Raw genomic sequence first — 24,019 nt, 5'->3', positions numbered from 1 at the left:
AATTCAGTAAAATTTCCTGTTGGAAATGCATTCTACAACCTTATTGATAGTGATGAAAACCGAATGTTCCAGCAGAATATCCCAGCAAGTTAGGATTAAATCACTGAAATCCTGTTTTCTCGCCATTTTTTACTGTTTGCTACTTATATAGTCGAGTTTGTTAGTGTAATTTACTGCAAATACGTAAAAAACACCCTTGGGAATCAAGATGCAAGAAGTTGGGATGTCGACCAAACTGGACAACGTCTGTTATGACATTCGCGGTCCGGTCATGAAACAAGCAAAGCGCCTCGAAGAAGAAGGCCATAAAATCCTCAAGCTGAACATTGGCAACCCTGCCCCATTTGGCTTTGATGCACCGGACGAAATTTTGGTAGACGTGATCCGTAACCTGCCAACTTCTCAAGGTTACTGTGATTCAAAAGGGATTTACCCAGCCCGTAAAGCCGTGGTTCAGCATTACCAAAAACGCGGCATGTTGGATTTAGACGTCGAAGACGTTTATTTGGGTAACGGGGTTTCAGAGCTCATCGTGATGTCAATGCAAGCATTGCTGAACAGCGGTGACGAGCTTTTGGTTCCATCGCCTGACTACCCACTTTGGACGGCAGCCGTTTCTTTGTCTGGCGGTAACCCTGTTCATTACATGTGTGATGAAGAGTCAGATTGGTACCCAGATCTGGATGACATTAAAGCCAAGATCACGCCAAAAACCAAAGGCATCGTACTGATCAACCCGAACAACCCTACCGGTGCGGTTTATAGCCGTGATTTCTTGATGGAGATTGCGGACATTGCCCGCCACCACGGTTTGATCATTTTCGCCGATGAAATTTACGATAAAATTTTGTATGACGGTGCACAGCATCATTCTATTGCGCCGCTTGCGCCGGATGTTTTCTGTGTCACCTTCAGTGGTCTGTCAAAATCATACCGCGTGTGTGGCTTCCGTTCAGGCTGGATGATCCTTTCAGGTCCTAAACACTTGGCCAAAGGCTATATCGCAGGTTTAGAGATGCTGGCGTCTATGCGTTTGTGTGCAAATGTGCCGATGCAACACGCCATTCAAACAGCACTGGGCGGTTACCAAAGCATCAATGAATTGATTCTTCCTGGCGGCCGTTTACTTGAGCAACGCGATAAAGCCCATGAATTGCTGAACCAAATTCCGGGCGTGAGTTGTGTGAAGCCAAAAGGCGCGCTCTATCTGTTCCCGAAAATTGATATCAAACGCTACAACATCCACGATGATGAAAAGATGATGTACGACTTTTTGATGCAAGAAAAAGTACTGATGGTGCACGGCTCTGGCTTCAACTGGCCGAGACCGGATCACTTCCGCATTGTTACTTTGCCACGTGTTGATGATCTTGAATTGGCGATTGGCCGTTTCGAGCGTTTCCTGTCAACCTATCGACAGTAAGTCGCGTAGAACTAATCCATGAAGAAAAAGCCTGACTCAGTCAGGCTTTTTTGTTGTTAAGGCAAACAACAAACCCACAGCAGCACCGGCTAAGTGCGCTTGATACGCCACACCAGCATCGATGAGCTGCGCGGTCATTGAATCGCCACCGGCATACGCCTCATAGGCCAATTTCGCGCTCACGCCCACCAGCAGCATCCATCCCAATGGCACTTTATTCTGTATGTCGCGTATCACACCCCACACAAACAACCCATGCAACACTCCTGAAAGCCCGGCATACCAGCTAAATGGACTCCAAAACATCACAATGCCAATGGCCACCATCATGCACCATATCATCATGACTAACGAACGCGCGTTGTAGTAGCGCCTATGCAGCACGGTCAGGGCGGCAAATGCCGCGAGATTCATAACAAGATGAGGAACATTGGTATGCGTGAGGTTTCCTGTTACGATTCGCCACCATTGCCCCGCCTCAATATCCGCACGGTCCCATATCATCCAATGATGAATCGCGGGGGTTTGCGCTACAATCGCTACGATAGCGATAAGCCCAAGCAATCGATATACAGGCAAAGGGTATCCTCAAACATCTCAATTTCATTAAGTTATAGCGTACCGTGGGAATGAACCAGAAAGCCAGCCGATATTGCGAACAATGCGGGAAAGCCAAACGCGCTTGTATCTGTCATACGATCACAACAATACCTTGCGATATCCCTTTGATCATTCTTCAACATCCATCAGAAGTGCATCAACCCATAGGTACCGCGCGCATACTTTCTCTCTCATTGCCAAACTCTCAGCTTTTCGTGGGTGAGGATTTTTCTAATGACGCAGCACTTAATGCGCTTTTAGACGAGCATTCTGATGTGGATTATTCCGTGCTTTATCCTTCTGATGAGGCGATACCTTTGTCTTCAAAGAACAGAAGCACAGCCGCAAGCGACAAAGGGCGAAAGACGGGGTTGATTCTGCTCGATGGTACTTGGCGAAAAGCATACAAGATGTATCAGCTTTCCAAGAACCTTCATGCCCTCCCAGCGGTAAAACTCGATGAGATCGAACAAGGGAACTATCGCATTCGTAAATCGCCAAAAGAAAGCGGCCTATCGACCGTCGAGGCGGGATTTTATGCGCTATCAACCATGACAGGGGATCAAACGCTTTTTCATCCTTTGATGGCGGCGTTTAATAGCATGATAGAGTTTCAAATCAGCCAAATGCCGCCCGGTGTCTACGAGCGACATTATGGCGGCAAAAACGAAAACGAAAACGAAAACGAAAACGAATAAAAAGATAGCCCTTCTCGTTCAGCACCGACCTCGTTGACCTATTTACCCCTTAGCGTATTTGGTACATCGGCCCTTGGCTGTCCGCAGTAAACATGGTGGCATGTAGGCGCTGAGCATAGCCGTCGGTCATGGCAGAAATGTAGTCTGCTATCACTCGGCGGCCACTCTTTCCATCAGCCACATCTTTTAACCAAAGCTCTCGTGTTGGAACGGGCAGCAATCGCCTTGGATCTGCATCAAAAGCATCGAACAGCCCCATCACAAGTTGCTGGCCTTTGTATTCAATGATCTGCAGCTCGGGCTTTTGCACCACGTACTCACTCACAAAAGCTTTAAGCACCGCCAACACGCCGTGCATAACATCGGTTAGACGCGCATTCCACTGCAAAATAGGATCATCAAAGCTGTTCACGCCATCTTGAAGAGAAGGTTCAATGGCTATTGAAGTAAGTAAGGTATTCACCAGTGCGCCGATGGCATCTTTTCGCTCATAATGCGCCCCAAACATCTGCTCGCTCAAATGGCTAATGTTCGCCTCTAACCATGGGTCTCCGCATTCAGCCAATTTGCTGGCTACCGCCTCCTGCCATTGATCGCGCTGGACAATGCCCATCACAATGGCATCTTCAAGATCGTGCACGCCATAAGCAATGTCATCGGCCAGCTCCATGATCGAGCAATCAAGGGATTTGAACTCGGTTTTACCATGGTGATTGTCATTGGGCTGGCGCTTTAGACGCGTAAATAGCGCAACGTCTTGTTCTGTCATGCCTGCTAACACCCAATTGAACCGGTCAAGATCATCACGATACAACCCTTTCGCGGGATGCCACTCAGAGGCTCTTAAATGACGAAACTCAGACACATCTGGCGGAAGCGAGAAACGGCGCGTCTCGCTAAGCAATGCGGGATATTTAAGCAAACCCAACAGCGTTCTTCTTGCCAAGTTCATCCCGTCGGATTCCGTATAAGGCTCTAACAGACTGACAATACGAAACGTCTGTGCGTTACCTTCAAACCCATCATCATTCCGCATGAGGTAATTAAGGGCTATCTCGCCACCGTGTCCATAAGGTGGATGGCCAATATCATGCGCGAGACAGAGACTTTCCAATAGGCTCGTAGAAGGAAGCAGTGGCCGAAACTCGGGCTGTTTGTCTTTGAGCTGAGCGAGAATACCCGTACCTATTTGGGACACCTCAAGCGAGTGCGTTAGACGCGTGCGATAAAACTCACTGTGTTCGGCGCCGAGCACTTGTGTCTTGGCCTGTAGGCGACGAAACGCGGCAGAGTGAAGAATACGTGCGCGGTCCCGTTGAAACACCGTACGTTTGTCATGTCGGCGCTGTTTGTTCTCGCTCGCGAGCCTTTCTTCCCACAATGGTGAAAGCGCCTGTGCCGCGAAAAAATTATTGCTCATCACTGATCTCATCAAGGCTCAACGTAAAGCTACTGGCAAACGTTGACATAAAATACTCGCTCGCATCGGAGCTGCGATCTTTCATCGTTTTTTCTAAGCGTCGCTTGGCTTGTTCAAACTCGTGATTACCCGCTGACAGCTCCTCCAAACACTTGAGGTAGGCACATATCGCATCCGCTTGTTTCACGATGCGGTATTCCTCTTGGTCAATGCTGTCGCTGTCTATTAACGGGCGGTAATCATCACGGAACTCTTCAGGTAGCATCGAAACCAATTTGTCTTCGGCAATACGCTCTATCTTCTTGTATTCATCAGCAATGGCCGGATTAAAGTACTTAATCGGCGTAGGTAAATCACCTGTTAGCACTTCGCTGCAATCATGGAACATTGCCAGCAAAGCCACACGTTCCGGCGTTGTACTACCGGCAAATTTCTTGTTTTCAATCAGAGATAAAGCATGCGCAACAAATGCAACTTGAAGGCTATGTTCGGAGATATTTTCGTTGAACACATTGCGCATAAGAGGCCAGCGATAGATAAGTTTCATTCTCGCGAGGTGGGCAAAAAAGTGACTGGTTTTCTGACTCATAACGTCCTTGGCCTTGGTCTAAGAAGTATCCTGACACCATTCTGTTAGTGTCGGCTTGTTTTCTCAAGTCTCTAAAACAAAAAACCGTGGGATGAATAAGACGTGGAGGCCTAGCAACGAACAAAAACAGACAAAAGACAGCGATCAAACAGTCTTGCTACCTGCGTTGTTGTTACCCGCGTTGTTGTTACGATCAACATTGTTACGTGAGAAGGAATTATCTGAAAAGCAAACGCGTGTAAACGTAGAATTGCTATGGGAGATATTGGGGAGATCGTTCTCCCCACGTTTGGTAGCGGCGTACCAAGCTCCTTTAAAGAACTATGCGATCTTTGTTTTTTTCGATGATACCACCGCCAATGCCCTTGACGTTCTTCAGTGAATCTAACGACTCAAACTGTCCGAACTCTTCACGAAAATCAACGATAGCTTGCGCCTTACTTTTCCCGACACCGTCCAAATACTTATCAAGTTCATCTGCGTCAGCAGTATTGATGTTCACTTCAAACGGTGCATCTGCTCCCGCATTACTTTGATTGTCTTGTGCGAGTGCAACTGGCGCAGCAAACATCGCGACCGCAAATGTCAGTGTTGTGAGTATTTTCTTAAGCATTGATGGTTCCTTTACTTAGCTTTCCGTGAATAGAGAAGGCAGGGTAATAAGCGGTGTTCATCAATGCATGTTAAATAGTAGAAAAAACGACGGGGCACCAAAGGTGCCCCGTCAAAGTAACTTATCAATTACAAAGAAGTCGTAATTCGCTCCAAGTCTTTCACTTGGCGCATAAGTTTTTTAAACCATTACTGCTCAGCGGTTTCTAATGAATAAACCACGTCAGTTGTGTCTTTAAGTTGTTCGATGGTTGCTGCAAGTTCAGTGTTCGCCAGCGAACGTGCTACGCGGTCAGCCATTTGGCTCTCAAGGCTGATATCGGCAGTTTCAGGCTCTGTTACACCATCCAAAGCAACAACAAGCACATCACCACTGATTGAGCGCGTTTGAGCATATTCACTCGAACCAGCATTTGGTGTCGGCATTGTAAATGCTAACTCAACAACATCGCGCTCTGGAGATACACGACCAATATCAGCCGCGTCACTAAATGCGTAACCTGATGCGCTCAAACCTGCTTCATTACCCGTGTTCAGCTCTTCAACCAAAGTGGTTGCAAGTGCTTGTGCGGCCTCTTCACCTTTTTGGCGTTTTAGCAACTCAGTCACTTGTGTTTCAACGTCATCAAACGGTAGAACCATTTCTGGACGAACATCTTCAACACGAACAACAACAACATGCTCCGGCGCAATTTCAATGATGTCAGAGTTCAGACCATCTTCACGCACCTCAGCAAGTTGTAAGGCTTGTTGAACATTGGCATTCGCCAGTGTGCCTTCCAAATCGCTCAGAGAAACAAACTCAGTGTGTTGAACCTTGCGATCCACAGCGTTGGCTGCGTCATCAAGGTTATCGGGCATTTCAAACGCTTTCTCAGCAAGATCATTCGACAGTGCGAAGAACGTTTCAGCGGCATGCTGTTGCTTAAGCTGCGCGACAATTTCATCACGTACTGCTTCAAAAGGTTCTGAATCAGACGCTTTCACATCATCTAGCTTGATGATGTGGAAACCGAAATCTGATTTAACCACACCTGACACATCACCTTTGTTCGCAAGCGCAAATGCCGCTTCTTCGAACGCAGGATCCATCACACCAGCGTCAAACCAGTCAAGTTGACCGCCCTGCTCTGCACTGAATGTGTCATCAGAACGTGTTTTTGCCAATTCAGCAAAATCCGCACCCGCATTGAGTTCTGCAAGAACCGCTTCTGCTTTTTCATTAGCAGCATCATCATCACCTTGGATCATGATATGGCTAACTTTACGTTTCTCTGCAGTGCCGTAAGATGCCAAGTTCGCTTTGTAGTAAGCCTTCGCTTCTTCTTCGGTCACTTCTGCAACATCAGCAATACCGTTGCCAGAAAGCTCAACATATGAAATTTTGAACTGCTCTGGACGAACAAACTGAGACGGATTTTGTTGATAGAAATCTTGTTTCTGCTCTGCAGTGACGTCTGCTTTCGCAGCAAAATCAGCAACAGGCAGTGACAATGTACGCACTGTACGAGTTTGGCCTTCAAGCTTATACAGTGATTCTAATTCGCCCTCTAAGGCAAATTCACTGTTTTGAAGTGCGCCAACAAGTTGGTCACGCACCAAATCCTGACGTACATACTCAGCAAACTGGTCCGGCGTTAGGCCATTACGACGAAGTGCCTCTAGGTACAAGTCGTTATCAAACGAACCTAGCGTGCCTTGGAATGCTGGCATTTCGCGAATTGATTGCTTGATTTGTCCTTCACCAACACGTAACCCAAGCGCATTAGCTTGCTGGTCTAGCAATGCTTGGTTAACCATGCGGTCAAGTACATTGCGTCGGAATTGTGCAAGGTAGTTAGGATCACTAAGCAGGGTTGCAAAGAAGTCTCCGGCTTGAGCTTGCATCTGCGCACGCTCGTTTTGGTAAGCCTGCTCAAATTGGTTGCGGCTAATTTCTTGATCACCCACTTTTGCAGCAGGAGCAACAGTACCACCTGATAGGTAGCCACCGACGCCTGCAAATACAAAGGAAAAAATAATAAGGCTTAAGATGATCTTAACCGCGAGGCTATTCACGCCTTCGCGTAGTCGCTCCATCATAACGTGCCGTCACTCCTACAAATTTAAACGTTCGTTTTGGTTATACCTAAAAACATCACACTGTATGTTTGATGTCTATGCTAGCGACTGAAAAGTGGCTGAGGTATAAAACTAAAAAAGCGCATCATGAGATGCGCCTTTACACTCTGACTGAGCCTGATTATACGCTGATGTCGCGGACTTTACAGCTTTAAACTATAGATGCTGCGACATAGAGCAAGACGGTACAAATAGATTAGTTAACCGCGTCTTTCAGAGCTTTACCCGCTTTAAAGCCAGGTACTTTAGCAGCCGGAATGTTGATTTCCGCGCCAGTTTGAGGGTTACGACCAGTACGTGCTGAACGATCACGAACAGAGAACGTACCGAAACCAACAAGAGCTACCTGATCGCCGTCTTTCAGTGTATCAGAAATGGCATCGATCAGTGCATCTAGAGCGCGACCCGCTGACGCTTTAGACAGGTCAGCATTTTCTGCAATTGTATCAATTAACTGCGACTTGTTCACTTTTTCATCCCCTTTACAAACGAACCACAAATCCCATTTTTTGCGGTGATGGGTGTTTTTACCCAACAAATTTATTGAAATATTTCTATCAAAACGCTGTAGCTGTTATGAATTAAGGGCTTGCAGCGTTTACATTAAGTTAGCCCTCAACAAAAAAGCTGACAAGCCTTTTGCAGGCTGTCAGCCCTTTACGTTGCTTAATTTTGCTGCACGTCACTCTTTTTCGGCGTCACAAGCTCTATTCCGAGAGGGTTGTTCTGTAACGCTAACGTCAGAACTTCATCGATCCATCGCACTGCGTGGATGTCTAAGTCTGCTTTCACGTTATCAGGGATCTCTTCGAGATCACGTTCGTTCTCTTTCGGAATCACCACAGTTTTGATACCACCACGGTGAGCTGCAAGTAGCTTCTCTTTGAGGCCACCGATAGGTAATACTTCACCACGTAGGGTAATTTCACCCGTCATCGCGACTTCTGCTCGCACAGGGTTGCCTGTCAAGCTAGAAACCAGCGCTGTACACATGGCTATACCCGCACTTGGGCCATCTTTTGGTGTCGCGCCCTCTGGAACGTGAACGTGAATATCGCGCTTCTCATAGAAGTCGTTATTGATACCCAGTTTTTCTGCGCGAGTACGCACTACCGTCATGGCCGCTTGAATCGACTCTTGCATCACATCACCAAGCGAACCAGTTTGAGTCAGCTTGCCTTTGCCCGGCATAGATTCGGTTTCAATGGTCAGCAGGTCGCCGCCCACAGACGTCCAAGCCAGACCAGTCACTTGACCGATACGGTTGCTTTCATCCGCTTTACCAAAATCAAATCGTTGAACACCAAGAAAATCTTTGAGGTTGCCTTGATTGATAGCAATAGACTTCAGATCTTTGTTCAGCAGAATTTCTTTTACCGCCTTACGGCATAATTTCGAAATTTCACGTTCAAGACTACGCACACCGGCTTCACGCGTGTAATAACGAATGATGCCGATGATTGCGGAATCTTCGATAGTCACTTCGCTTGGCTTCAAGCCATTACGCTTAACCTGCTTATCCACCAAGTGTTGCTTTGCAATGTTGAGTTTTTCATCTTCGGTGTAACCCGAAAGACGAATCACTTCCATGCGGTCTAGCAAAGGACCTGGAATGTTCATGGAGTTTGACGTCGCCACGAACATCACATCGGACAGGTCGTAATCCACTTCAAGATAATGGTCGTTGAACGCATTATTCTGCTCAGGATCAAGCACTTCCAGCAAGGCTGATGACGGATCACCACGCATATCAGATGACATCTTGTCGATTTCATCGAGTAGGAATAGCGGGTTTTTCACGCCAACTTTTGCCATTTTCTGAACAAGTTTGCCCGGTAGCGAACCAATGTAGGTTCGACGGTGACCGCGAATTTCCGCTTCGTCACGCACGCCGCCCAGCGCCATACGGGTGTACTTACGGCCTGTCGCTTTTGCAATAGACTGGCCCAATGATGTTTTACCCACACCAGGAGGACCCACAAGGCAAAGGATCGGACCTTTAAGCTTGTTCACGCGGTTTTGTACTGCGAGGTATTCCAAAATACGCTCTTTTACGCGCTCAAGGCCGTAATGGTCCGAGTTGAGGATTTCCTCAGCTTTTGCCAAATCTTTTTTCACTTTCGAGCGCTTCGACCATGGCACGCTGACCATCCAATCGATATAGCTACGAACCACAGTGGCTTCTGCTGACATCGGTGACATCATTTTTAGCTTTTGAAGTTCTTGCTCAGTTTTCTCTTTGGCTTCCTGAGGCATTTTAGATTCTTCGATCTTCAGCTTCAGGCTTTCAAATTCATCAGGCGCATCATCCAGCTCACCCAGTTCTTTCTGGATGGCTTTCATTTGCTCGTTCAAGTAATACTCGCGCTGACTCTTTTCCATCTGCTTCTTAACACGGCTGCGAATGCGTTTCTCAACCTGTAGCAAATCAATTTCCGACTCCATCATGGTCATCAGGAATTCGAGGCGGTCAGCGATATCAATGATTTCTAATACTTGCTGTTTATCATGCAATTTAAGCGGCATGTGCGCAGCAATAGTGTCTGCAAGACGTGCAGCTTCATCAATACCATTTAGCGAAGTCAGAACTTCTGGCGGGATTTTTTTGTTCAGTTTGATAAAACCTTCAAACTGACTGATTGCCGTGCGAACCAATACTTCTTGCTCACGTTCATCCATTTCTGGCGTTTGCATATACTGAGCATCAGCAATGAAGAAGTCATCTTCACGGAATTTTTTGATTTCTGCGCGTTGAAGTCCCTCAACAAGTACCTTTACCGTGCCGTCAGGCAGTTTCAGCAACTGCAATATCGAGGCAACAGTACCCACTTCATAGAGGTCTTCGATAGCAGGATCATCCGTTGCTGCATCTTTCTGAGCAACCAATAGAATCTGCTTATCGTTGTCCATCGCTGCTTCAAGGCAACGGATCGATTTATCCCTTCCAACAAACAGCGGAATAACCATATGGGGATAAACAACCACGTCACGCAAAGGCAGGACCGGAATTTCAATGCGCTCGGAACGCTCCAAGTTCATATTGTTCTCTCTTCCGTTTTAGATATTAAAGAGTATATGGGGATAGAATGTCAGTATTCAACGGCATGTGCAGCAGAAAACAAAAAAGGGAGCGATTGCCCCCTTTTTTCTTATAATTTGTTGGTTAAATACGCAATTTAACCTTATGGTAGGAAGGTGTTATTCCGCACCCGCTGCCTGATTTTCTGTTGCTTCATAAATCAGTAGTGGTTCTGATTCACCTTTTATCACCGATTCGTCGATAACCACTTTCGTGACATCTTTGTTCGATGGTAAATCGTACATCGTATCCAGCAACACAGCCTCAACGATTGAACGTAAACCACGAGCACCGGTTTTACGGTCCATTGCTTTGTGTGCAATAGCCGTTAACGCATCGTCTCTGAATTCAAGCTCAACACCGTCAAGTTCCAACAAAGCAGCATACTGCTTGGTCAAGGCGTTCTTCGGCTCGCGAAGAATTTGAACAAGTGCATCTTCGTCAAGTTCGCCCAAAATGGCGCTCACTGGAAGACGACCAATAAATTCAGGAATCAGCCCGTATTTAACAAGATCTTCAGGTTCCACTTTACTGAACAGGTCGCTCAAAGTTGCTTCTTGGTCTTTTGAACGCACTTCTGCGCCGAAACCAATGCCGCTCCCTTTCGCTACACGCTGATCAACCACTTTATCTAGGCCAGCAAACGCACCACCACAGATGAAGAGAATTTTAGAAGTGTCTACCTGCAAAAACTCTTGTTGTGGGTGTTTGCGACCGCCTTGTGGCGGAACAGAAGCAATCGTACCTTCGACCAATTTCAACAATGCCTGTTGAACACCTTCGCCCGAAACATCACGGGTGATAGATGGGTTGTCCGATTTACGTGAAATTTTATCAATCTCATCGATGTACACGATACCGCGCTCGGCCTTCGATACATCATAATCACACTTCTGAAGCAATTTCTGGATGATATTCTCGACATCTTCACCCACATAACCCGCTTCGGTTAACGTGGTTGCATCAGCCATAGTGAATGGTACATCAAGAAAACGCGCCAGCGTTTCTGCAAGCAGAGTCTTACCGCTACCAGTTGGACCGATAAGCAGAATATTACTTTTACCAAGCTCAACGCCTTCCGCATTGGTGTCGCCATTTCTCAGACGCTTGTAGTGGTTATATACCGCTACTGAAAGCACTTTTTTGGCTTTGTCTTGACCAATTACGTAGTCATCAAGGTGCGCTCGAATTTCCATTGGAGTTGGAAGTTCGTTGCTGTCGCGCTTCGGCATGACCTCTTTTATTTCTTCACGAATGATGTCGTTACATAGGTCAACACACTCATCGCAGATATAAACAGAAGGCCCAGCAATTAACTTGCGTACTTCATGCTGGCTTTTGCCGCAGAAAGAGCAGTACAGCAACTTTCCGCTGCCACCGTCTTTTCGCTTGTCTGTCATTCGCTAACCTCTTTAGGCATTTGCCCATGTTTGCCATGATCTGAGTCTACATCAACTCGTCGGAAATTTCCGAAGTGTTAAAGACTCGATTCCAAGACAGTCAATATCAACCGACTCTAACTGTCTCAGAATTAAAAATTAATCGCGTTTATTTAGAACTGCGTCAACCAGACCATAATCCGTTGCATCTTGCGCGGCCATGAAGTTATCACGATCAGTATCGCGCTCAATCACTTCTAATGGTTGCCCAGTGTGTTCAGCCAGCAGCGTGTTGAGTTTTTGCTTGATGGTCAGAATTTCTTGCGCATGGATTTGGATGTCTGATGCTTGGCCTTGGAAACCGCCAAGTGGTTGGTGAATCATTACACGAGAGTTTGGTAGGCAGTAACGCTTACCTTTTGCACCACCCGCCAACAGGAACGCACCCATCGAGCAAGCTTGTCCCATACACACAGTGCTTACATCTGGCTTGATGTATTGCATGGTGTCATAAATTGACATGCCCGCAGTCACTGAACCGCCTGGTGAATTAATGTACAGGAAGATATCTTTTTCTGGATTTTCTGATTCGAGAAACAGCAGCTGTGCAACCACCAAATTCGCCATGTGATCTTCAACTTGACCGGTCAAAAAAATCACACGCTCTTTCAGCAGGCGGGAATAGATGTCATAAGAACGTTCACCACGAGAGGTTTGTTCGACCACCATCGGTACCAGCGCATCCATGATTGAAGGCATTCCGTTTTTTTCTTGAAAGCTCATAGTGTTATTTCCCTAAAATAAATGGCCCGGATGAATTAACTTCATACGGACCATTGTTATCAGAAGAGTGAATTCTAAGTCAATTGTCCACTCAACAATTCTAGCACTTAAGCTTGAGCTGGGTTCATTAGCTCAGAGAAAGCTTGCTCTTTTTCAGAAACTTGTGCTTTAGCTAGCAATGCGTCGATAGCTTGTTCTTCAAGTGCAACGTTACGCATGTTTTCCATCAAGCGTTGGTCTTGCTCGTAGTAAGCAACAACTTCTGATGGATCTTCGTATGCTGAAGCCATTTCTGCGATCAGTGCTTTAACGCGCTCTTCGTCAGCTTTTAGCTCTTCAGACTTGATGACTTCACCAAGAAGAAGGCCAACAACTACGCGACGTTTCGCTTGTTCTTCGAACAATTCACGTGGAAGCTCTGGTGCGTTTTCCATGTTGCCACCGAAACGCTGAACCGCTTGCTTACGCAGTACTTCAACTTCTTGATCGATAAGTGCAGCAGGTACATCGATATCGTTTTGCTCAACAAGACCGTCAATGACTTGCTCTTTGATGCGGTTTTTAACAGCTTGCTTCAGTTCGCGTTCCATGTTCTTACGCACTTCAGCTTTAAGACCGTCAACACCGCCTTCTTCAACACCGAAACGTGCAACGAACTCATCAGTCAGTTCTGGAAGCGCTTGTGCTTCAACTTTGCTTAGTTTGATATCGAATTTCGCCGCTTTACCCTTTAGGTTTTCTGCGTGGTAGTCTTCAGGGAAGCTCACTTCGATAGTGAATTCGTCACCTGCTTTTTTACCCACGATGCCGTCTTCGAAACCAGGGATCATACGGTTTTGACCCATCGCTAGCGCGAAGCCTTCTGCTTTACCGCCTTCGAATTCTTCACCGTCGATAGAACCGGTGAAATCGATCGTCACACGGCTATCAGCAACAGCTGCTGCTTCAACGTCAGACCAAGAAGCTTGCTGCTTGCGAAGCGTTTCGATCATTTCAGCAACGTCTTCATCTTTAACATCAGCTTGTGGCTTAACCACTTCAACTTTGTCTAGATCTTTCAGTGCGATTTCTGGATAAACTTCAAAAGATGCTTTGAATACTAGGTCTTTACCTTCTTCAACATCGACTGGTGTAAATGTTGGTGCACCCGCTGGGTTTACTTTTTCTTTGATGATTGCTTCGATGAAATGACGCTGCATCACTTCACCCATCACGTCGTTACGTACTGCTTTGCCGTACATACGCGAAACCATCTTCAAAGGCACTTTACCTTTACGGAAACCATCGAAACGACGATTTTTAGCAATGTTGCGTAGTTCTGCAGTCACAGCGTCTTCGATGTTTGCTGCTGGAACAGTGATAGTCAGGTGGCGCTCTAGGCCTTCTGTGGTTTCAACGGTAACTTGCATTGTATATATAACCTCAAAACTTACTCAGGTAACTGAGTGATGTTGCCCGGTATTTTTTCCGGTAGCATCCTTTCGTGTTACAGCGACTTTTTCGCCATAACGCCTGTGAAACGGGATACATAGCGTTCAAACGCGAAGTATCTGTTTGCCCTATTACATAGAGGCTGGATTTTAAGACGCGCCATTATAGCGACACCAACCTTATGAGTCGAGACGGGCTCTATGATTCATGATGTTTCTGTGAGATTGGGACTAGAAATGAACTTTCAAGGGGGAGAGAAGAAAAAGTGATGCGATTTTCAGATTTTCCCTCTCCGAATGTTAACGATTTATCGTATGACATTGCTGACAGAGCTCGTACAACCCTCGCGGTAAACGTTCGCAGTCAAAGCAGGCCTTAATCAATAATCAATAATCAATAATCAATAATCAATAATCAAAACATGTCACAGAATGAGGTTCTGAAGACAGCGTCTAGCGGAATACGTTCACGTCCTCAACCCTCATTAAAAATATAGTCAGACATTAATGATTATATTATTAGACATTAACGTGATTCAGATCCCGATATAAAGTGGTAGAACAGGTTACTTTCTCGCCAAACCATAGCGAATAAAATGACGTATCCTATTGAGTAGTCGGGAATATTACGTGCAACTGAACCAAGCAATAATCATGCATACTCTTTCGGTCATGATGGTTAGCACAGAGATAGGATTCACCGATGAACGAAAATCATCATAGCTACCAATCATTAAAACAATTCGTCATACAATTAAGTCAAGACGAACAAGTCATGTTGAAAGAAATCCTTTCTAACAATGGGAGGATGAGAAAAGTGTCGCGTACTTCTATTGAAGACAGCCCCTTGCTAACAACTGACGAAATGGATGCGATCATTCAACTGTTTCAGTCAGGAGCGACATAATTTTTGTTGGGTAACTACACCGGGATAATTTAGGGTGGGTCAACACGCAAAAAGGCCAGAGATTTAAATCTCTGGCCTTTTTTTTGAATTTGATGGCGCGCCCTACAGGATTCGAACCTGTGACCCACGACTTAGAAGGTCGTTGCTCTATCCGGCTGAGCTAAGGGCGCATCAAACACACAAAGTGCGAGTGCAAGCGGGATTATAAGGAGACAAAGCGTCTCGTCAACGGTTTTCCTTAGACTTCATGACCAAACGGCGAATAAAGCGTCACATGGCCAATAGATCGTAAAAAAAACCTAAAAACAAGGGTGATAAGAATTCGTCACAGGTTCTATAAAAACTTTTCATCACAACAACACTTGAGCTTTTCTTTCTTCAAGTCGATAGTTCGCCCTGTTTATACCGCGATTTTTGAATACGCCATAAACTCCCCTCTATTTTTACAATCAGGAACATTTAACATGACAGTGTTTTGGGACATCACACCTTTCAGCTGGGAAGGCGTTTTGTTGTGTGCCACCTGTGGTTGGCTTTTGGGTATTGAGCGTCAACTGAGGGGAAAGCCCGTTGGAATACGCACAGCCATTCTCATTGTGTTGGGTACGTATGTGTTTATGCGTCTCGCCATTTCACTTTCTGATAACTCACTTGACCACGCAAGGGTATTGGGTCAAATCGTCACAGGCGTTGGCTTTTTAGGAGCGGGCGTGATGATGGCAAGAGATGGTCAAATCCAAGGTGTCACCTCGGCAGCTGTCGTCTGGTTAATGGCCGGATTGGGAATGATTATCGCATTTGATTATGGTCGCCAAGCACTGCTTCTCTGTGGTTTCGTGCTCTTCGTTCTCGTAGGGATAGATAAAGTTGAAACAACATTTTCTGCACTTCGAAAAGGCGTGCATAAACATTGGAAAGAGAAACGTAAAAAGACGGAAAAACATTCCGAAATCAAAGATTAAAAGCATCTTAGCTGCATAGCCATTTCAATCAATATCTCTTATCGTCACGAGTAAATAATCTCACTTTACGTTTCGAGCTGGCGAAATAATAATCGCGACGAAAGTAAGCAAGTTACTGCAGGTTCCCCCTCCACCACTCTGGTGCAGAGAGCCTCAAACAATTTCTAAAACCTGTCCCTTCCGGACAGGTTTTTTCATTCACACCTTTACTATTTGAGAAAAGCATTGCAACAGAACCCAGAAATCAGGGCTGAAGGCAACAGCCCGCTTGTGCCTGTTATTAGCCTAAGCCTATTTGCCATTGCATCCGGTTTCCTGATGAGTCTCATCCCTTTGGCGCTTGTCGAAAAAGGGATGTCATTAGATCTAGCCTCTTGGCTTGCCAGCGTTTTTTATGCGGGCTTGTTGGGCGGTGCTTTGATCAGTGCAAAAATCGTCGGTCTTCTGGGTCATCGACGCGCGCTTGTGCTCTTTCTTTTGGTGATTGTTGCGACCGTTAGTGCAATGGCAGTGTTCTCTCAACCATCACTTTGGCTCAGTGCTCGCTTTGTTGCAGGTGTTGCTGTTGCGGGTGTTTTTGTTGTCATTGAGTCCTGGTTACTTATGGCAGACACAGAGAAAGCACGTGCAAAGCGCCTTGGCCTTTACATGGCATCACTTTATGGCGGCTCTGCACTTGGACAGCTAGGCATCGGCCTTTTTGGTACTTCAGGTGTGTTACCTATGATGGTTGTTGCGGTACTGATGTTTGCAGCGATTTTGCCACCACTGGTTGTACGCAAAGGCCAACCTAAAGCAATGGCACACTCAAGTATTAAGCTAGGTGAGATGAAAAACTTGCCATCTGCGGCGTATATTGGCTGCATCGTATCTGGGTTAGTTTTAGGTTCTATCTATGGTTTGTTACCGTTGGAACTGGAAAGTAAATACAGCCAAGAGCAAGTTGGCTCACTGATGGCCATCGTCATTTTAGGTGGCATGACTGTTCAACCATTAGTCAGTTGGCTCAATGCGCGTGTTGAAAAAGCACTCTTAATGGCTGTGTTTTGTTTCACAGGTCTGTTATCTATCGCGATGATCGAAATCGCGACAGTAACAGGGGGACTAATGACAGGCCTATTTTTGCTGGGTGCTTCTGCTTTTGCGCTTTACCCTGTCGCAATCACATTGGCGTGTAAAAAGGTTTCTGACTCTCAAATTGTGGCAGCTGCCGAGTTAATGCTGCTGAGCTACAGTGTTGGTTCAGTTATTGGCCCTGTGGTCGCTGGAGAAGTGATGGGTACAAAAGAAGGGTTGATGATTTACTTCGCTATCTGCTTCGCAGCAACGCTGATCTTCATGCTGATTTCGACGAAACGCAATCGTCGCAGCGGCGCAGGCGGTGTCGAAGACACGGCAACTGTAGATATCTAAATACGTAGGCTACATAGCCACTAAATGGTTAGACAGGAAGTAACACTCTTTCTGTCTGACTATAAATACAACTCATCTAGAACGTAACCAATTACCGTACTTAATCCGCAATATAATTGACGTTACCCCTCATCCAGCGCGTATACCTACACTTACTTACTTCTTATGTGACTGTTTTATTTTGAATGTATATTATTTTTGTTAATTAATTATCTAATCGCACGCAATTCCATTAAGTTCATATTCAAACATCCCTTGTTCTAAAAAACCCCTCTATTGATTTTTTGTCACTTAATTCTGCATCGAAAAATATACAAACTTGAAAAAACATCTTCCATCCGACTTTCTCAACAACCACAAGGTATGAAGGGTCAAAAATAACCAATAAAAATCAGAGGCCTAATAATTTATTGAGTGAATTATTTATAGGAATTTGTACGTTATAACTTTCACTCCCTACGCTAGAAATGTTGACGCGATTTTTGTTCTTGCGTCAGCGTTGAGGGAGGAATTTATGTTACGAACACTGCGCTCGATTTTTGTCATCGCCATTTCTATGCATTTACTCACAGGTTGTATTTTAATTAATGGCCCGACTGAATACGCGAACGAAACGAACGCGCCGAGCATCAATTACCTCCCTATAGGGATTCCTTTTGTACTGGGTGGACACGGTTCAAGTGTTCCTCTAACAGAAGACCTAAGCCTGACAGCCAAACACGTCGCTAAACTTGATTACAGCACCGTAGTTGCTTATCACCCAAGCTGTGATGTCGCCATAATAAAAGAAGATAATCGAAACAAACGACTCGCACCGCTAGGTAGGGTCTCAGCAAATGATAACGTGAAGACTTACGGAATTGGCTTTTCGGGAAAAGCCATCGTTGGTGAAGGGAAATATTATTTAGATGTGAATTTTGTCGATAGTAGCCTCTTCGCCAATTGCCCTGCGAGCATTATGGATGCGCCCATTCAATCAGGCATGAGTGGTGGCGGAACGTTCAACGAGAAAGGTGAGTTAGTCGGCATCATTTCTGGCATGTCAGGCTCTAGTTTCAAACTACTAGATGGACGAGAATTAGGGAATGAGCGAACTAGCGTATTCGTTTCTACCCTTCATATTAAAGACTGGATAGCCGATTCAATTGAAAGTTACTACGGCCTTGATATGGATACGCTCATTGCTGATGTTCCCTCTCTAACTGATGACTTTTTCACCAACACAACGCCCACGTTTAACCCTCACCCTTGATAAGACTCACCAACAATGATCTGAGCCGACTATTTCAGAGTGCAAACAAATAGCAAACGTTTGCGCTATAGCCATATCACATTTTTTTTGTCAAAATACGCCAAATTTTCCTGCTCTCGTTTTGCCAAAGGAACACAATGGCCGCTCAAATTATTGATGGAAAGCTTATTTCTCAAACGGTTCGATTAGAAGTTGCAGCTCGCGTCGACGCACGCAAATCTGCGGGGCTACGAGCACCAGGTCTAGCGGTCGTTCTTGTCGGAGACGACCCTGCATCACAAGTCTATGTAGGCAGTAAGCGCCGTGTATGTGAAGAAGTTGGTTTTATCTCTAAATCCTACGATCTGCCTTCGAGCACGAGTGAGTCAGACCTACTGGCACTCATTGACGAATTAAACAATGACCCAGAAATTGACGGCATCCTCGTGCAGTTGCCACTGCCAGCTCAGATGGACTCCACCAATGTTCTCGAACGCATCAATCCAGAAAAAGATGTAGACGGTTTTCATCCATACAATGTTGGCCGTCTTTGCCAGCGTATGCCAAAGCTCCGCTCTTGCACCCCAAAAGGCATCATTACACTGCTTGATCGCTACAACATTCCCGTGCGTGGTATGCATGCAGTGGTAGTAGGTGCTTCGAACATTGTTGGCCGCCCGATGACGATGGAACTGCTTTTAGCAGGCTGCACAACGACAACGTGTCATCGTTTTACAAAAGATCTCGAGCATCACGTTCGTCAGGCTGATTTATTGGTTGTTGCGGTAGGTAAACCAAACTTCATCCCTGGAGATTGGATCAAACCGGGTGCGGTTGTGATTGATGTTGGTATCAATAGACTAGATAGCGGCAAGTTGGTCGGTGACGTGGAATATGACGTGGCAAAAGAAAAAGCGACACATATTACGCCAGTACCTGGTGGCGTTGGGCCTATGACCGTTGCGACGCTGATTGAGAACACGCTGTTGGCGTGTGAGCAGTTTGGTTCGTAGGTGCTAAAATAATAAGCCTATTCAAAGGAGCAAATAAAAATTCACTTGCTCCTTTACTTTTGAATCAATCTATTCACTTTAAAGAAATAGTTCATTGCACGTCACCTGGCGGCAACTTTAACACTAACAACACACAGGATAATATAGTAAATAAGTACACAATATGAGTATGATGGAAAGGAACATCAGTTAGTCCAGCCAAAAAAATCATAGACACGATGCTCGCTACCGCGGGATTGTCGGAAAACGAAATTTTTCGTCCTTTTCCGCACATATATGCCAATGGTGCAAATACCCAAAACAAAAGAATCATTAATCCTAATATTCCATATCGCGCAAAGGTATCAATAAACTGGTTGTGTAAATGAGGTTGAATCGCTGCACCAGAGTTTGGAAGCGCTTTTATGTTCTCATGTAACATATTATCTCCCACACCCAAAACGATATTATCTAAACCCGTATTTATTCCGCTAGACCAAAGCTCTAATCGAATTCCAACTGAGTTTATCGCGATTTCACTTTTCGACATTTTTAACTCTGAGATCGTGTGAGTAATACGTGTGTCAATTTTTTCTTTAAAGGTAAAATAGCCAACAGTAATGCAGCAGAGTGTAATTACCAGTGCCAGTTTGCGACTCCATCCCCTGCTAAAAGCCAATCTCTCTACAAGAAATATCACAACAATTGGAAAGAACAACATCACGCCACGAACTTCAGTGAGAAACAATGCGATTGTAGACAACGCTATTGCGAGCACACAAACCGCTCTAAAGAGTTTATTTTTGCTAGACACCAAAAGACAAATCGATACCAACGCCATGATTGAACAGTAAAGTGCATGGGGAATCGGGTTTGTAGCAACTCCTACTCTCCCCTGATGCAACACAACATACTCATAAACAGCATTGATACCGCTTGTTAGTGCGCCAATTAGGATGAGACACTTAACCACTGGCGCAGTGATTCTGTGCCAAGGTACCAAAGCGATATACCCTAAACAAACAATTAGTGTTCGAGCAAAACCAAAATTATCTCCCCTGAACACGTGCCCAAGAGTAAAGTAAATAAAAGCTACCCCTCCAGCAACTAACGAAATTTGCAACTCTGGGCTTTGCCAATTCTTTTTAAACGAGTCTCGATGAAAAATGACACAATAAACACAAACTATGGGAATCAACCTAGAAAGAATCCACTTTGTATCTGTCATGTTAAAAATTAAGAGCAGTAAAACTGCCAACGGACTCAGCAAGAATAAGGCTTCTATTACTGTTCTTCCGCTCGCGCGAACAAGCTTAGTTGGATTTACATTTTGCATTTTTTCACTATAAACTTCGAGTATTTATAAGGCAGCCTGTGCTCTATAAACACGTTTAAATACTGCTCTTAAACATCTAGCTCTTTGCGCTTTTTCTCGTACATTCGCCTAAGCATGAATTTTTTGTATGCGGAATACAATTCTCGAGTTGGCTTTCGATAAAATGCTGTTTTGTTACCATCAGCGATTTGGATAGTTGAATCATGTTTGCCGTGCTTTACAACCAGACATGGAGAAAGCTGGTAAGAATACTGCCCATGAATATAGGTTGCTCCCACAAAACAATCTACCGGCAAACACCATCGGTGCTTTATAAGGCACTGAGCGGCGTTCGGAGAAATTGCGTAAGCCCTTAATCCGCCATAATTATCTTCCATTAAGCTTAGCGTAAACTCCCCCTCTTGCTCGATTTTTGTATGCTCCCCCTTATGCTCAAATGCCTCCAAGCGAACAAATCCATATTTTCCCGCTTTTTCTAGTGCTTTTTCAACAATAACTGAGGCATTTTGATTTAATTCGATATCATCTTCGCATACAACAATCGGATGTCCTAATGCTATACACTTCAGCCATAATGAATAGTGACTTGCATAGCAACCTACTTCACCAGAGGAAGGCATTTTTCCACTCGTTAGCCACAAGCGCTTTTTGTAGTCGTAATCGTTTGCCAACGCAGGTTTGCCAATTCGACCATCAACGGCGTCAAAAAACGTAAAATCCAACTGCCTTTCTGCCATATGACGTGAGACGTTATCTCGACGATCCTGACTTCTTAACAAACTAATCACATGGATTTTTGGACTACTCATTGCGTGTCTTCTCTGCTTAAACCAGCGGAAATGGTATATTAAAACACACTATGACGCGATGGATTTATTGTTTTGCATGCATCCTTCTGTAAGAAAAAAACCTCTCGTTGCAGCAAGCTACCAGATTTCTTTCCACTTATTATCAGAATGATAAAATTCACAACATCTTACACTAAGCCAAGTACTGCTCAAATCGAAAGAAGTTAAAAAAAAGCAGCTCGAAAGCTGCTTTGATAGTAGAGTAATAACGCTAGCTAGCTGACTTTTTTAGACGAACAATCTTTTGTGATTTCGCCGATTGTTTCCAAACCAGATCACCAATGCCATCTGTCGGAGAAAAGTCAGTTGGCGCACTAAGTAGAATTCTACGTATTTCTTCATGGTCAAAATTGTGACAGGCGCTGTCAAGTTCACCCAGCAACTCTTGGCACTCCCTTAACGGCAAGAACCTCTCATTGGCGGTCATAATTCTTTCATGCTCAGTCAATTCAACTTCGCTGCCAATTAGAAGCTCTTCGTATAGTTTTTCTCCCGGCCTCAAGCCCGAATATTGGATCTCGATGTCACCGTCTAAATTACGCTCATCTTTTACTTCCAATCCAGACAACTTAATGAGGTTCTGAGCAAGATCGACGATTTTGACTGGCTCACCCATATCTAACACAAAGACATCTCCCCCTCTAGCCATCGCGCCAGCTTGGATAACAAGCTGGGCTGCTTCAGGAATGGTCATAAAGTAACGAATAATATCCGGGTGCGTCACCGTTACAGGACCACCTTTCTCTATTTGCTTCTTAAAAAGTGGTATCACTGAACCCGATGAACCAAGTACATTGCCAAATCGAACCATTGAGAAGGTAGTACCCTTTTTCTCTTTTGCTTTCTCCGACTCAGCCATCGCCTGAAGCGCAAGTTCCGCCATTCGCTTGGTTGTACCCATAACGTTTGTAGGACGAACTGCTTTATCTGTTGAAATAAGAACAAAGGATTCTACACCAGCATCACTTGCCGCCTTCGCGGCATAATAGGTTCCAAATACATTGTTTCTCACGCCCTCAACAACATTAAATTCAACGAGTGGTACGTGCTTATACGCTGCTGCATGATAAACTGTTTGGACACAAAAACTCTTCATGATGACAGAAAGCCGATTAATGCGCTGAACAGAACCTATCAGCGGCACAACTTCAACCTGAATACTTTCTTCAAGAATTGTTGCTCGCAATTCGCGATCAATGTTGTAAAGCGCAAATTCTGATACATCGAAAAGAATTAGCTTTTTTGCACCTAGCTTTACAATTTGCCTACAGAGCTCTGAACCGATAGAACCGCCGGCACCAGTGACCATTACTACCTTGTCACGGATGTTTTTTTCCATCAGTGCTTTTTGAGGTTCGACGGGGTCTCGACCCAAAAGATCGTCAATATCTACATCTTTTAGTTCATCGATCTTTGCACGCCCTTCGACGATGTCTTTCATATTAGGTACAGTCAGTACTTCAGCAGAAAGGTGAACAAGAGAATCAATAATCTGCTTTCTTTTTGCTCGGCTCGCGCTAGGTACTGCCAACAAAATTTGTTTAACGCCATATTTCTCAGTCAGACGCGCAGCGTCATCAGCTAAGTGCACATTTAGCCCGAGTATTACAGTGCTTCTCAATGTGCGATCCTCATCGATGAAAGCCACAACTTTATGAGTATCCGACGATCGAAGCGCTACAGCCAATTGTCTACCAGCAGTGCCCGCACCATAAATTAGAACGGGTACTTTAGCGCTCTGACAGGACTGGTTAAATAGACTTCTAACACTTAGCCTTACTCCACCACAGGAAATGCAAAGAAACGCGGCATAAATGATTGGCACCGAACGAGGAATAGGCGCGTCAAAATAAAAGGCAAAGAAGGCCAGAGAAACGGCTGAAATAATCGTTCCGCCGCACACGACTGCCAGTATGTGAAAGGTAAGATAACGAAGAACGGCTCGATAGAGTCCCAAGTACCTGAATACCATCACTGTGATGATGGTTGAAACTATCAATACATAGTGAATCGATTCAACATGGAAGGGAGGAGCACTCCCTAGGCGTGTCCAGTATGCACCATAGAATGATACTGCGATAAAAATGATATCGCAGATGACACTCACTACGCGTTTATTAAACCGCGATAAATCCCAGACGACATTCAGCCAATCCATAATTTTCCTATTTTTCACAAAGCTAACTTTGCATCTAT

The 24,019-nt window shown here is 45.0% G+C and carries 20 protein-coding genes and 1 tRNA gene; 7 read left to right on the top strand and 14 right to left on the bottom strand.

Going from position 1 to position 24,019, the window contains the following annotated elements; all coding sequences use genetic code 11:
- Positions 1-208: 208 nt before the first annotated feature.
- A complete protein-coding gene (locus BM082_RS07775; RefSeq protein WP_017008471.1) occupies positions 209-1,423 on the top strand; it encodes a pyridoxal phosphate-dependent aminotransferase in 1,215 nt (404 codons plus the stop codon).
- A 36-nt stretch (positions 1,424-1,459) separates the two neighbouring features.
- On the opposite strand, the gene rrtA is transcribed toward BM082_RS07775, so the two are convergent.
- Entirely contained in the window at positions 1,460-2,002 is a 543-nt protein-coding gene (rrtA, locus tag BM082_RS07770; RefSeq protein ID WP_074926385.1) for a rhombosortase, read from the bottom strand.
- A gap of 50 nt (positions 2,003-2,052) precedes the next feature.
- On the opposite strand from rrtA, the gene BM082_RS07765 reads away from it, so the two are divergent.
- Complete coding sequence (locus tag BM082_RS07765) at positions 2,053-2,721, top strand: tRNA-uridine aminocarboxypropyltransferase (RefSeq protein ID WP_074926381.1); 669 nt, start codon at positions 2,053-2,055, stop codon at positions 2,719-2,721.
- 49 nt (positions 2,722-2,770) lie between these two features.
- Here BM082_RS07765 and BM082_RS07760 read toward each other — a convergent pair whose 3' ends face one another.
- The 9 genes from BM082_RS07760 to tig all read right to left on the bottom strand — a co-directional run bounded on the left by BM082_RS07760 (position 2,771) and on the right by tig (position 14,113).
- Positions 2,771-4,141 carry an anti-phage deoxyguanosine triphosphatase gene (locus tag BM082_RS07760; protein WP_074926379.1) on the bottom strand — a complete coding sequence of 457 codons (1,371 nt, stop codon included), beginning with the start codon at positions 4,139-4,141 and terminating at the stop codon, positions 2,771-2,773.
- Positions 4,131-4,730 carry a 5'-deoxynucleotidase gene (yfbR, locus tag BM082_RS07755; protein ID WP_017014148.1) on the bottom strand — a complete coding sequence of 200 codons (600 nt, stop codon included), beginning with the start codon at positions 4,728-4,730 and terminating at the stop codon, positions 4,131-4,133. Before yfbR ends, BM082_RS07760 begins: the two co-directional genes overlap by 11 nt.
- A 313-nt stretch (positions 4,731-5,043) precedes the next feature.
- The gene (locus BM082_RS07750) at positions 5,044-5,343 is read right to left on the bottom strand and encodes a ComEA family DNA-binding protein (protein ID WP_017017780.1); all 300 of its coding nucleotides are present in this window, start codon (positions 5,341-5,343) and stop codon (positions 5,044-5,046) included.
- Positions 5,344-5,531: 188 nt separating this feature from the next.
- Entirely contained in the window at positions 5,532-7,424 is a 1,893-nt protein-coding gene (gene ppiD / locus BM082_RS07745) for a peptidylprolyl isomerase (RefSeq protein ID WP_074926377.1), read from the bottom strand.
- Between the two features lie 235 nt (positions 7,425-7,659).
- Positions 7,660-7,932: a nucleoid-associated protein HU-beta gene (gene hupB / locus BM082_RS07740; RefSeq protein ID WP_026024439.1), complete on the bottom strand. Its 273-nt coding sequence runs from the start codon at positions 7,930-7,932 to the stop codon at positions 7,660-7,662.
- Positions 7,933-8,129: 197 nt separating this feature from the next.
- On the bottom strand, positions 8,130-10,502 hold the full coding sequence (lon, locus tag BM082_RS07735; protein WP_017008463.1) for an endopeptidase La: 2,373 nt from the start codon (positions 10,500-10,502) through the stop codon (positions 8,130-8,132).
- Positions 10,503-10,661: 159 nt separating this feature from the next.
- Positions 10,662-11,942, bottom strand: a complete 1,281-nt coding sequence (gene clpX, locus BM082_RS07730; protein ID WP_017008462.1) for an ATP-dependent protease ATP-binding subunit ClpX — start codon at positions 11,940-11,942, stop codon at positions 10,662-10,664.
- Positions 11,943-12,080: 138 nt separating this feature from the next.
- A complete protein-coding gene (gene clpP / locus BM082_RS07725) occupies positions 12,081-12,704 on the bottom strand; it encodes an ATP-dependent Clp endopeptidase proteolytic subunit ClpP (protein ID WP_017008461.1) in 624 nt (207 codons plus the stop codon).
- A 107-nt stretch (positions 12,705-12,811) separates the two neighbouring features.
- On the bottom strand, positions 12,812-14,113 hold the full coding sequence (gene tig, locus BM082_RS07720) for a trigger factor (RefSeq protein WP_017008460.1): 1,302 nt from the start codon (positions 14,111-14,113) through the stop codon (positions 12,812-12,814).
- 724 nt (positions 14,114-14,837) lie between these two features.
- Between tig and BM082_RS07715 the strand changes: the two genes are divergently transcribed.
- Complete coding sequence (locus tag BM082_RS07715) at positions 14,838-15,041, top strand: hypothetical protein (protein ID WP_017017782.1); 204 nt, start codon at positions 14,838-14,840, stop codon at positions 15,039-15,041.
- A 93-nt stretch (positions 15,042-15,134) separates the two neighbouring features.
- Here BM082_RS07715 and BM082_RS07710 read toward each other — a convergent pair.
- A tRNA-Arg gene (locus BM082_RS07710) sits at positions 15,135-15,211 on the bottom strand.
- A 294-nt stretch (positions 15,212-15,505) separates the two neighbouring features.
- Between BM082_RS07710 and BM082_RS07705 the strand changes: the two genes are divergently transcribed.
- The 4 genes from BM082_RS07705 (at position 15,506) to folD (ending at position 19,660) form a co-directional block, all read left to right on the top strand.
- Positions 15,506-16,003, top strand: coding sequence for an MgtC/SapB family protein (locus BM082_RS07705; protein WP_074926375.1), 498 nt, complete (start codon positions 15,506-15,508; stop codon positions 16,001-16,003).
- Between the two features lie 225 nt (positions 16,004-16,228).
- Complete coding sequence (locus tag BM082_RS07700; RefSeq protein ID WP_074926373.1) at positions 16,229-17,416, top strand: MFS transporter; 1,188 nt, start codon at positions 16,229-16,231, stop codon at positions 17,414-17,416.
- A gap of 514 nt (positions 17,417-17,930) precedes the next feature.
- On the top strand, positions 17,931-18,668 hold the full coding sequence (locus BM082_RS07695) for a S1 family peptidase (RefSeq protein WP_074926371.1): 738 nt from the start codon (positions 17,931-17,933) through the stop codon (positions 18,666-18,668).
- A 137-nt stretch (positions 18,669-18,805) separates the two neighbouring features.
- Positions 18,806-19,660, top strand: a complete 855-nt coding sequence (gene folD / locus BM082_RS07690; RefSeq protein ID WP_074926369.1) for a bifunctional methylenetetrahydrofolate dehydrogenase/methenyltetrahydrofolate cyclohydrolase FolD — start codon at positions 18,806-18,808, stop codon at positions 19,658-19,660.
- A gap of 91 nt (positions 19,661-19,751) precedes the next feature.
- On the opposite strand, the gene BM082_RS07685 is transcribed toward folD, so the two are convergent.
- The 3 genes from BM082_RS07685 to BM082_RS07675 form a co-directional block, all read right to left on the bottom strand.
- Complete coding sequence (locus BM082_RS07685) at positions 19,752-20,975, bottom strand: O-antigen ligase family protein (protein ID WP_074926367.1); 1,224 nt, start codon at positions 20,973-20,975, stop codon at positions 19,752-19,754.
- 68 nt (positions 20,976-21,043) lie between these two features.
- Positions 21,044-21,784 (bottom strand): glycosyltransferase family 25 protein, encoded by a 741-nt coding sequence (locus BM082_RS07680; protein WP_074926365.1) that lies wholly within the window; start codon positions 21,782-21,784, stop codon positions 21,044-21,046.
- Positions 21,785-22,034: 250 nt separating this feature from the next.
- Positions 22,035-23,981 carry a polysaccharide biosynthesis protein gene (locus BM082_RS07675; RefSeq protein WP_074926362.1) on the bottom strand — a complete coding sequence of 649 codons (1,947 nt, stop codon included), beginning with the start codon at positions 23,979-23,981 and terminating at the stop codon, positions 22,035-22,037.
- Positions 23,982-24,019: the final 38 nt, after the last annotated feature.

Origin of the sequence: Enterovibrio norvegicus DSM 15893 (genome assembly GCF_900115495.1) — a bacterium.
In the GTDB taxonomy this organism is placed as follows: domain Bacteria; phylum Pseudomonadota; class Gammaproteobacteria; order Enterobacterales; family Vibrionaceae; genus Enterovibrio; species Enterovibrio norvegicus.
The sequence above is the reverse complement of the archived record's forward strand: the minus strand, read 5'-3'. Positions and strand labels throughout refer to the sequence as shown.

Bases quoted from the DNA above. Each gene is read 5' to 3' on its own strand.
- tig (WP_017008460.1), bottom strand. From the start codon at position 14,113: ATGCAAGTTACCGTTGAAACCACAGAAGGCCTAGAGCGCCACCTGACT.
- BM082_RS07750 (WP_017017780.1), bottom strand. From the start codon at position 5,343: ATGCTTAAGAAAATACTCACAACACTGACATTTGCGGTCGCGATGTTT.
- BM082_RS07765 (WP_074926381.1), top strand. From the start codon at position 2,053: ATGAACCAGAAAGCCAGCCGATATTGCGAACAATGCGGGAAAGCCAAA.
- lon (WP_017008463.1), bottom strand. From the start codon at position 10,502: ATGAACTTGGAGCGTTCCGAGCGCATTGAAATTCCGGTCCTGCCTTTG.
- BM082_RS07705 (WP_074926375.1), top strand. From the start codon at position 15,506: ATGACAGTGTTTTGGGACATCACACCTTTCAGCTGGGAAGGCGTTTTG.
- clpP (WP_017008461.1), bottom strand. From the start codon at position 12,704: ATGAGCTTTCAAGAAAAAAACGGAATGCCTTCAATCATGGATGCGCTG.
- BM082_RS07715 (WP_017017782.1), top strand. From the start codon at position 14,838: ATGAACGAAAATCATCATAGCTACCAATCATTAAAACAATTCGTCATA.
- BM082_RS07675 (WP_074926362.1), bottom strand. From the start codon at position 23,981: ATGGATTGGCTGAATGTCGTCTGGGATTTATCGCGGTTTAATAAACGC.
- clpX (WP_017008462.1), bottom strand. From the start codon at position 11,942: ATGACAGACAAGCGAAAAGACGGTGGCAGCGGAAAGTTGCTGTACTGC.
- yfbR (WP_017014148.1), bottom strand. From the start codon at position 4,730: ATGAGTCAGAAAACCAGTCACTTTTTTGCCCACCTCGCGAGAATGAAA.
- ppiD (WP_074926377.1), bottom strand. From the start codon at position 7,424: ATGATGGAGCGACTACGCGAAGGCGTGAATAGCCTCGCGGTTAAGATC.
- BM082_RS07775 (WP_017008471.1), top strand. From the start codon at position 209: ATGCAAGAAGTTGGGATGTCGACCAAACTGGACAACGTCTGTTATGAC.
- BM082_RS07680 (WP_074926365.1), bottom strand. From the start codon at position 21,784: ATGAGTAGTCCAAAAATCCATGTGATTAGTTTGTTAAGAAGTCAGGAT.
- BM082_RS07695 (WP_074926371.1), top strand. From the start codon at position 17,931: ATGTTACGAACACTGCGCTCGATTTTTGTCATCGCCATTTCTATGCAT.
- BM082_RS07760 (WP_074926379.1), bottom strand. From the start codon at position 4,141: ATGAGCAATAATTTTTTCGCGGCACAGGCGCTTTCACCATTGTGGGAA.
- folD (WP_074926369.1), top strand. From the start codon at position 18,806: ATGGCCGCTCAAATTATTGATGGAAAGCTTATTTCTCAAACGGTTCGA.
- BM082_RS07685 (WP_074926367.1), bottom strand. From the start codon at position 20,975: ATGCAAAATGTAAATCCAACTAAGCTTGTTCGCGCGAGCGGAAGAACA.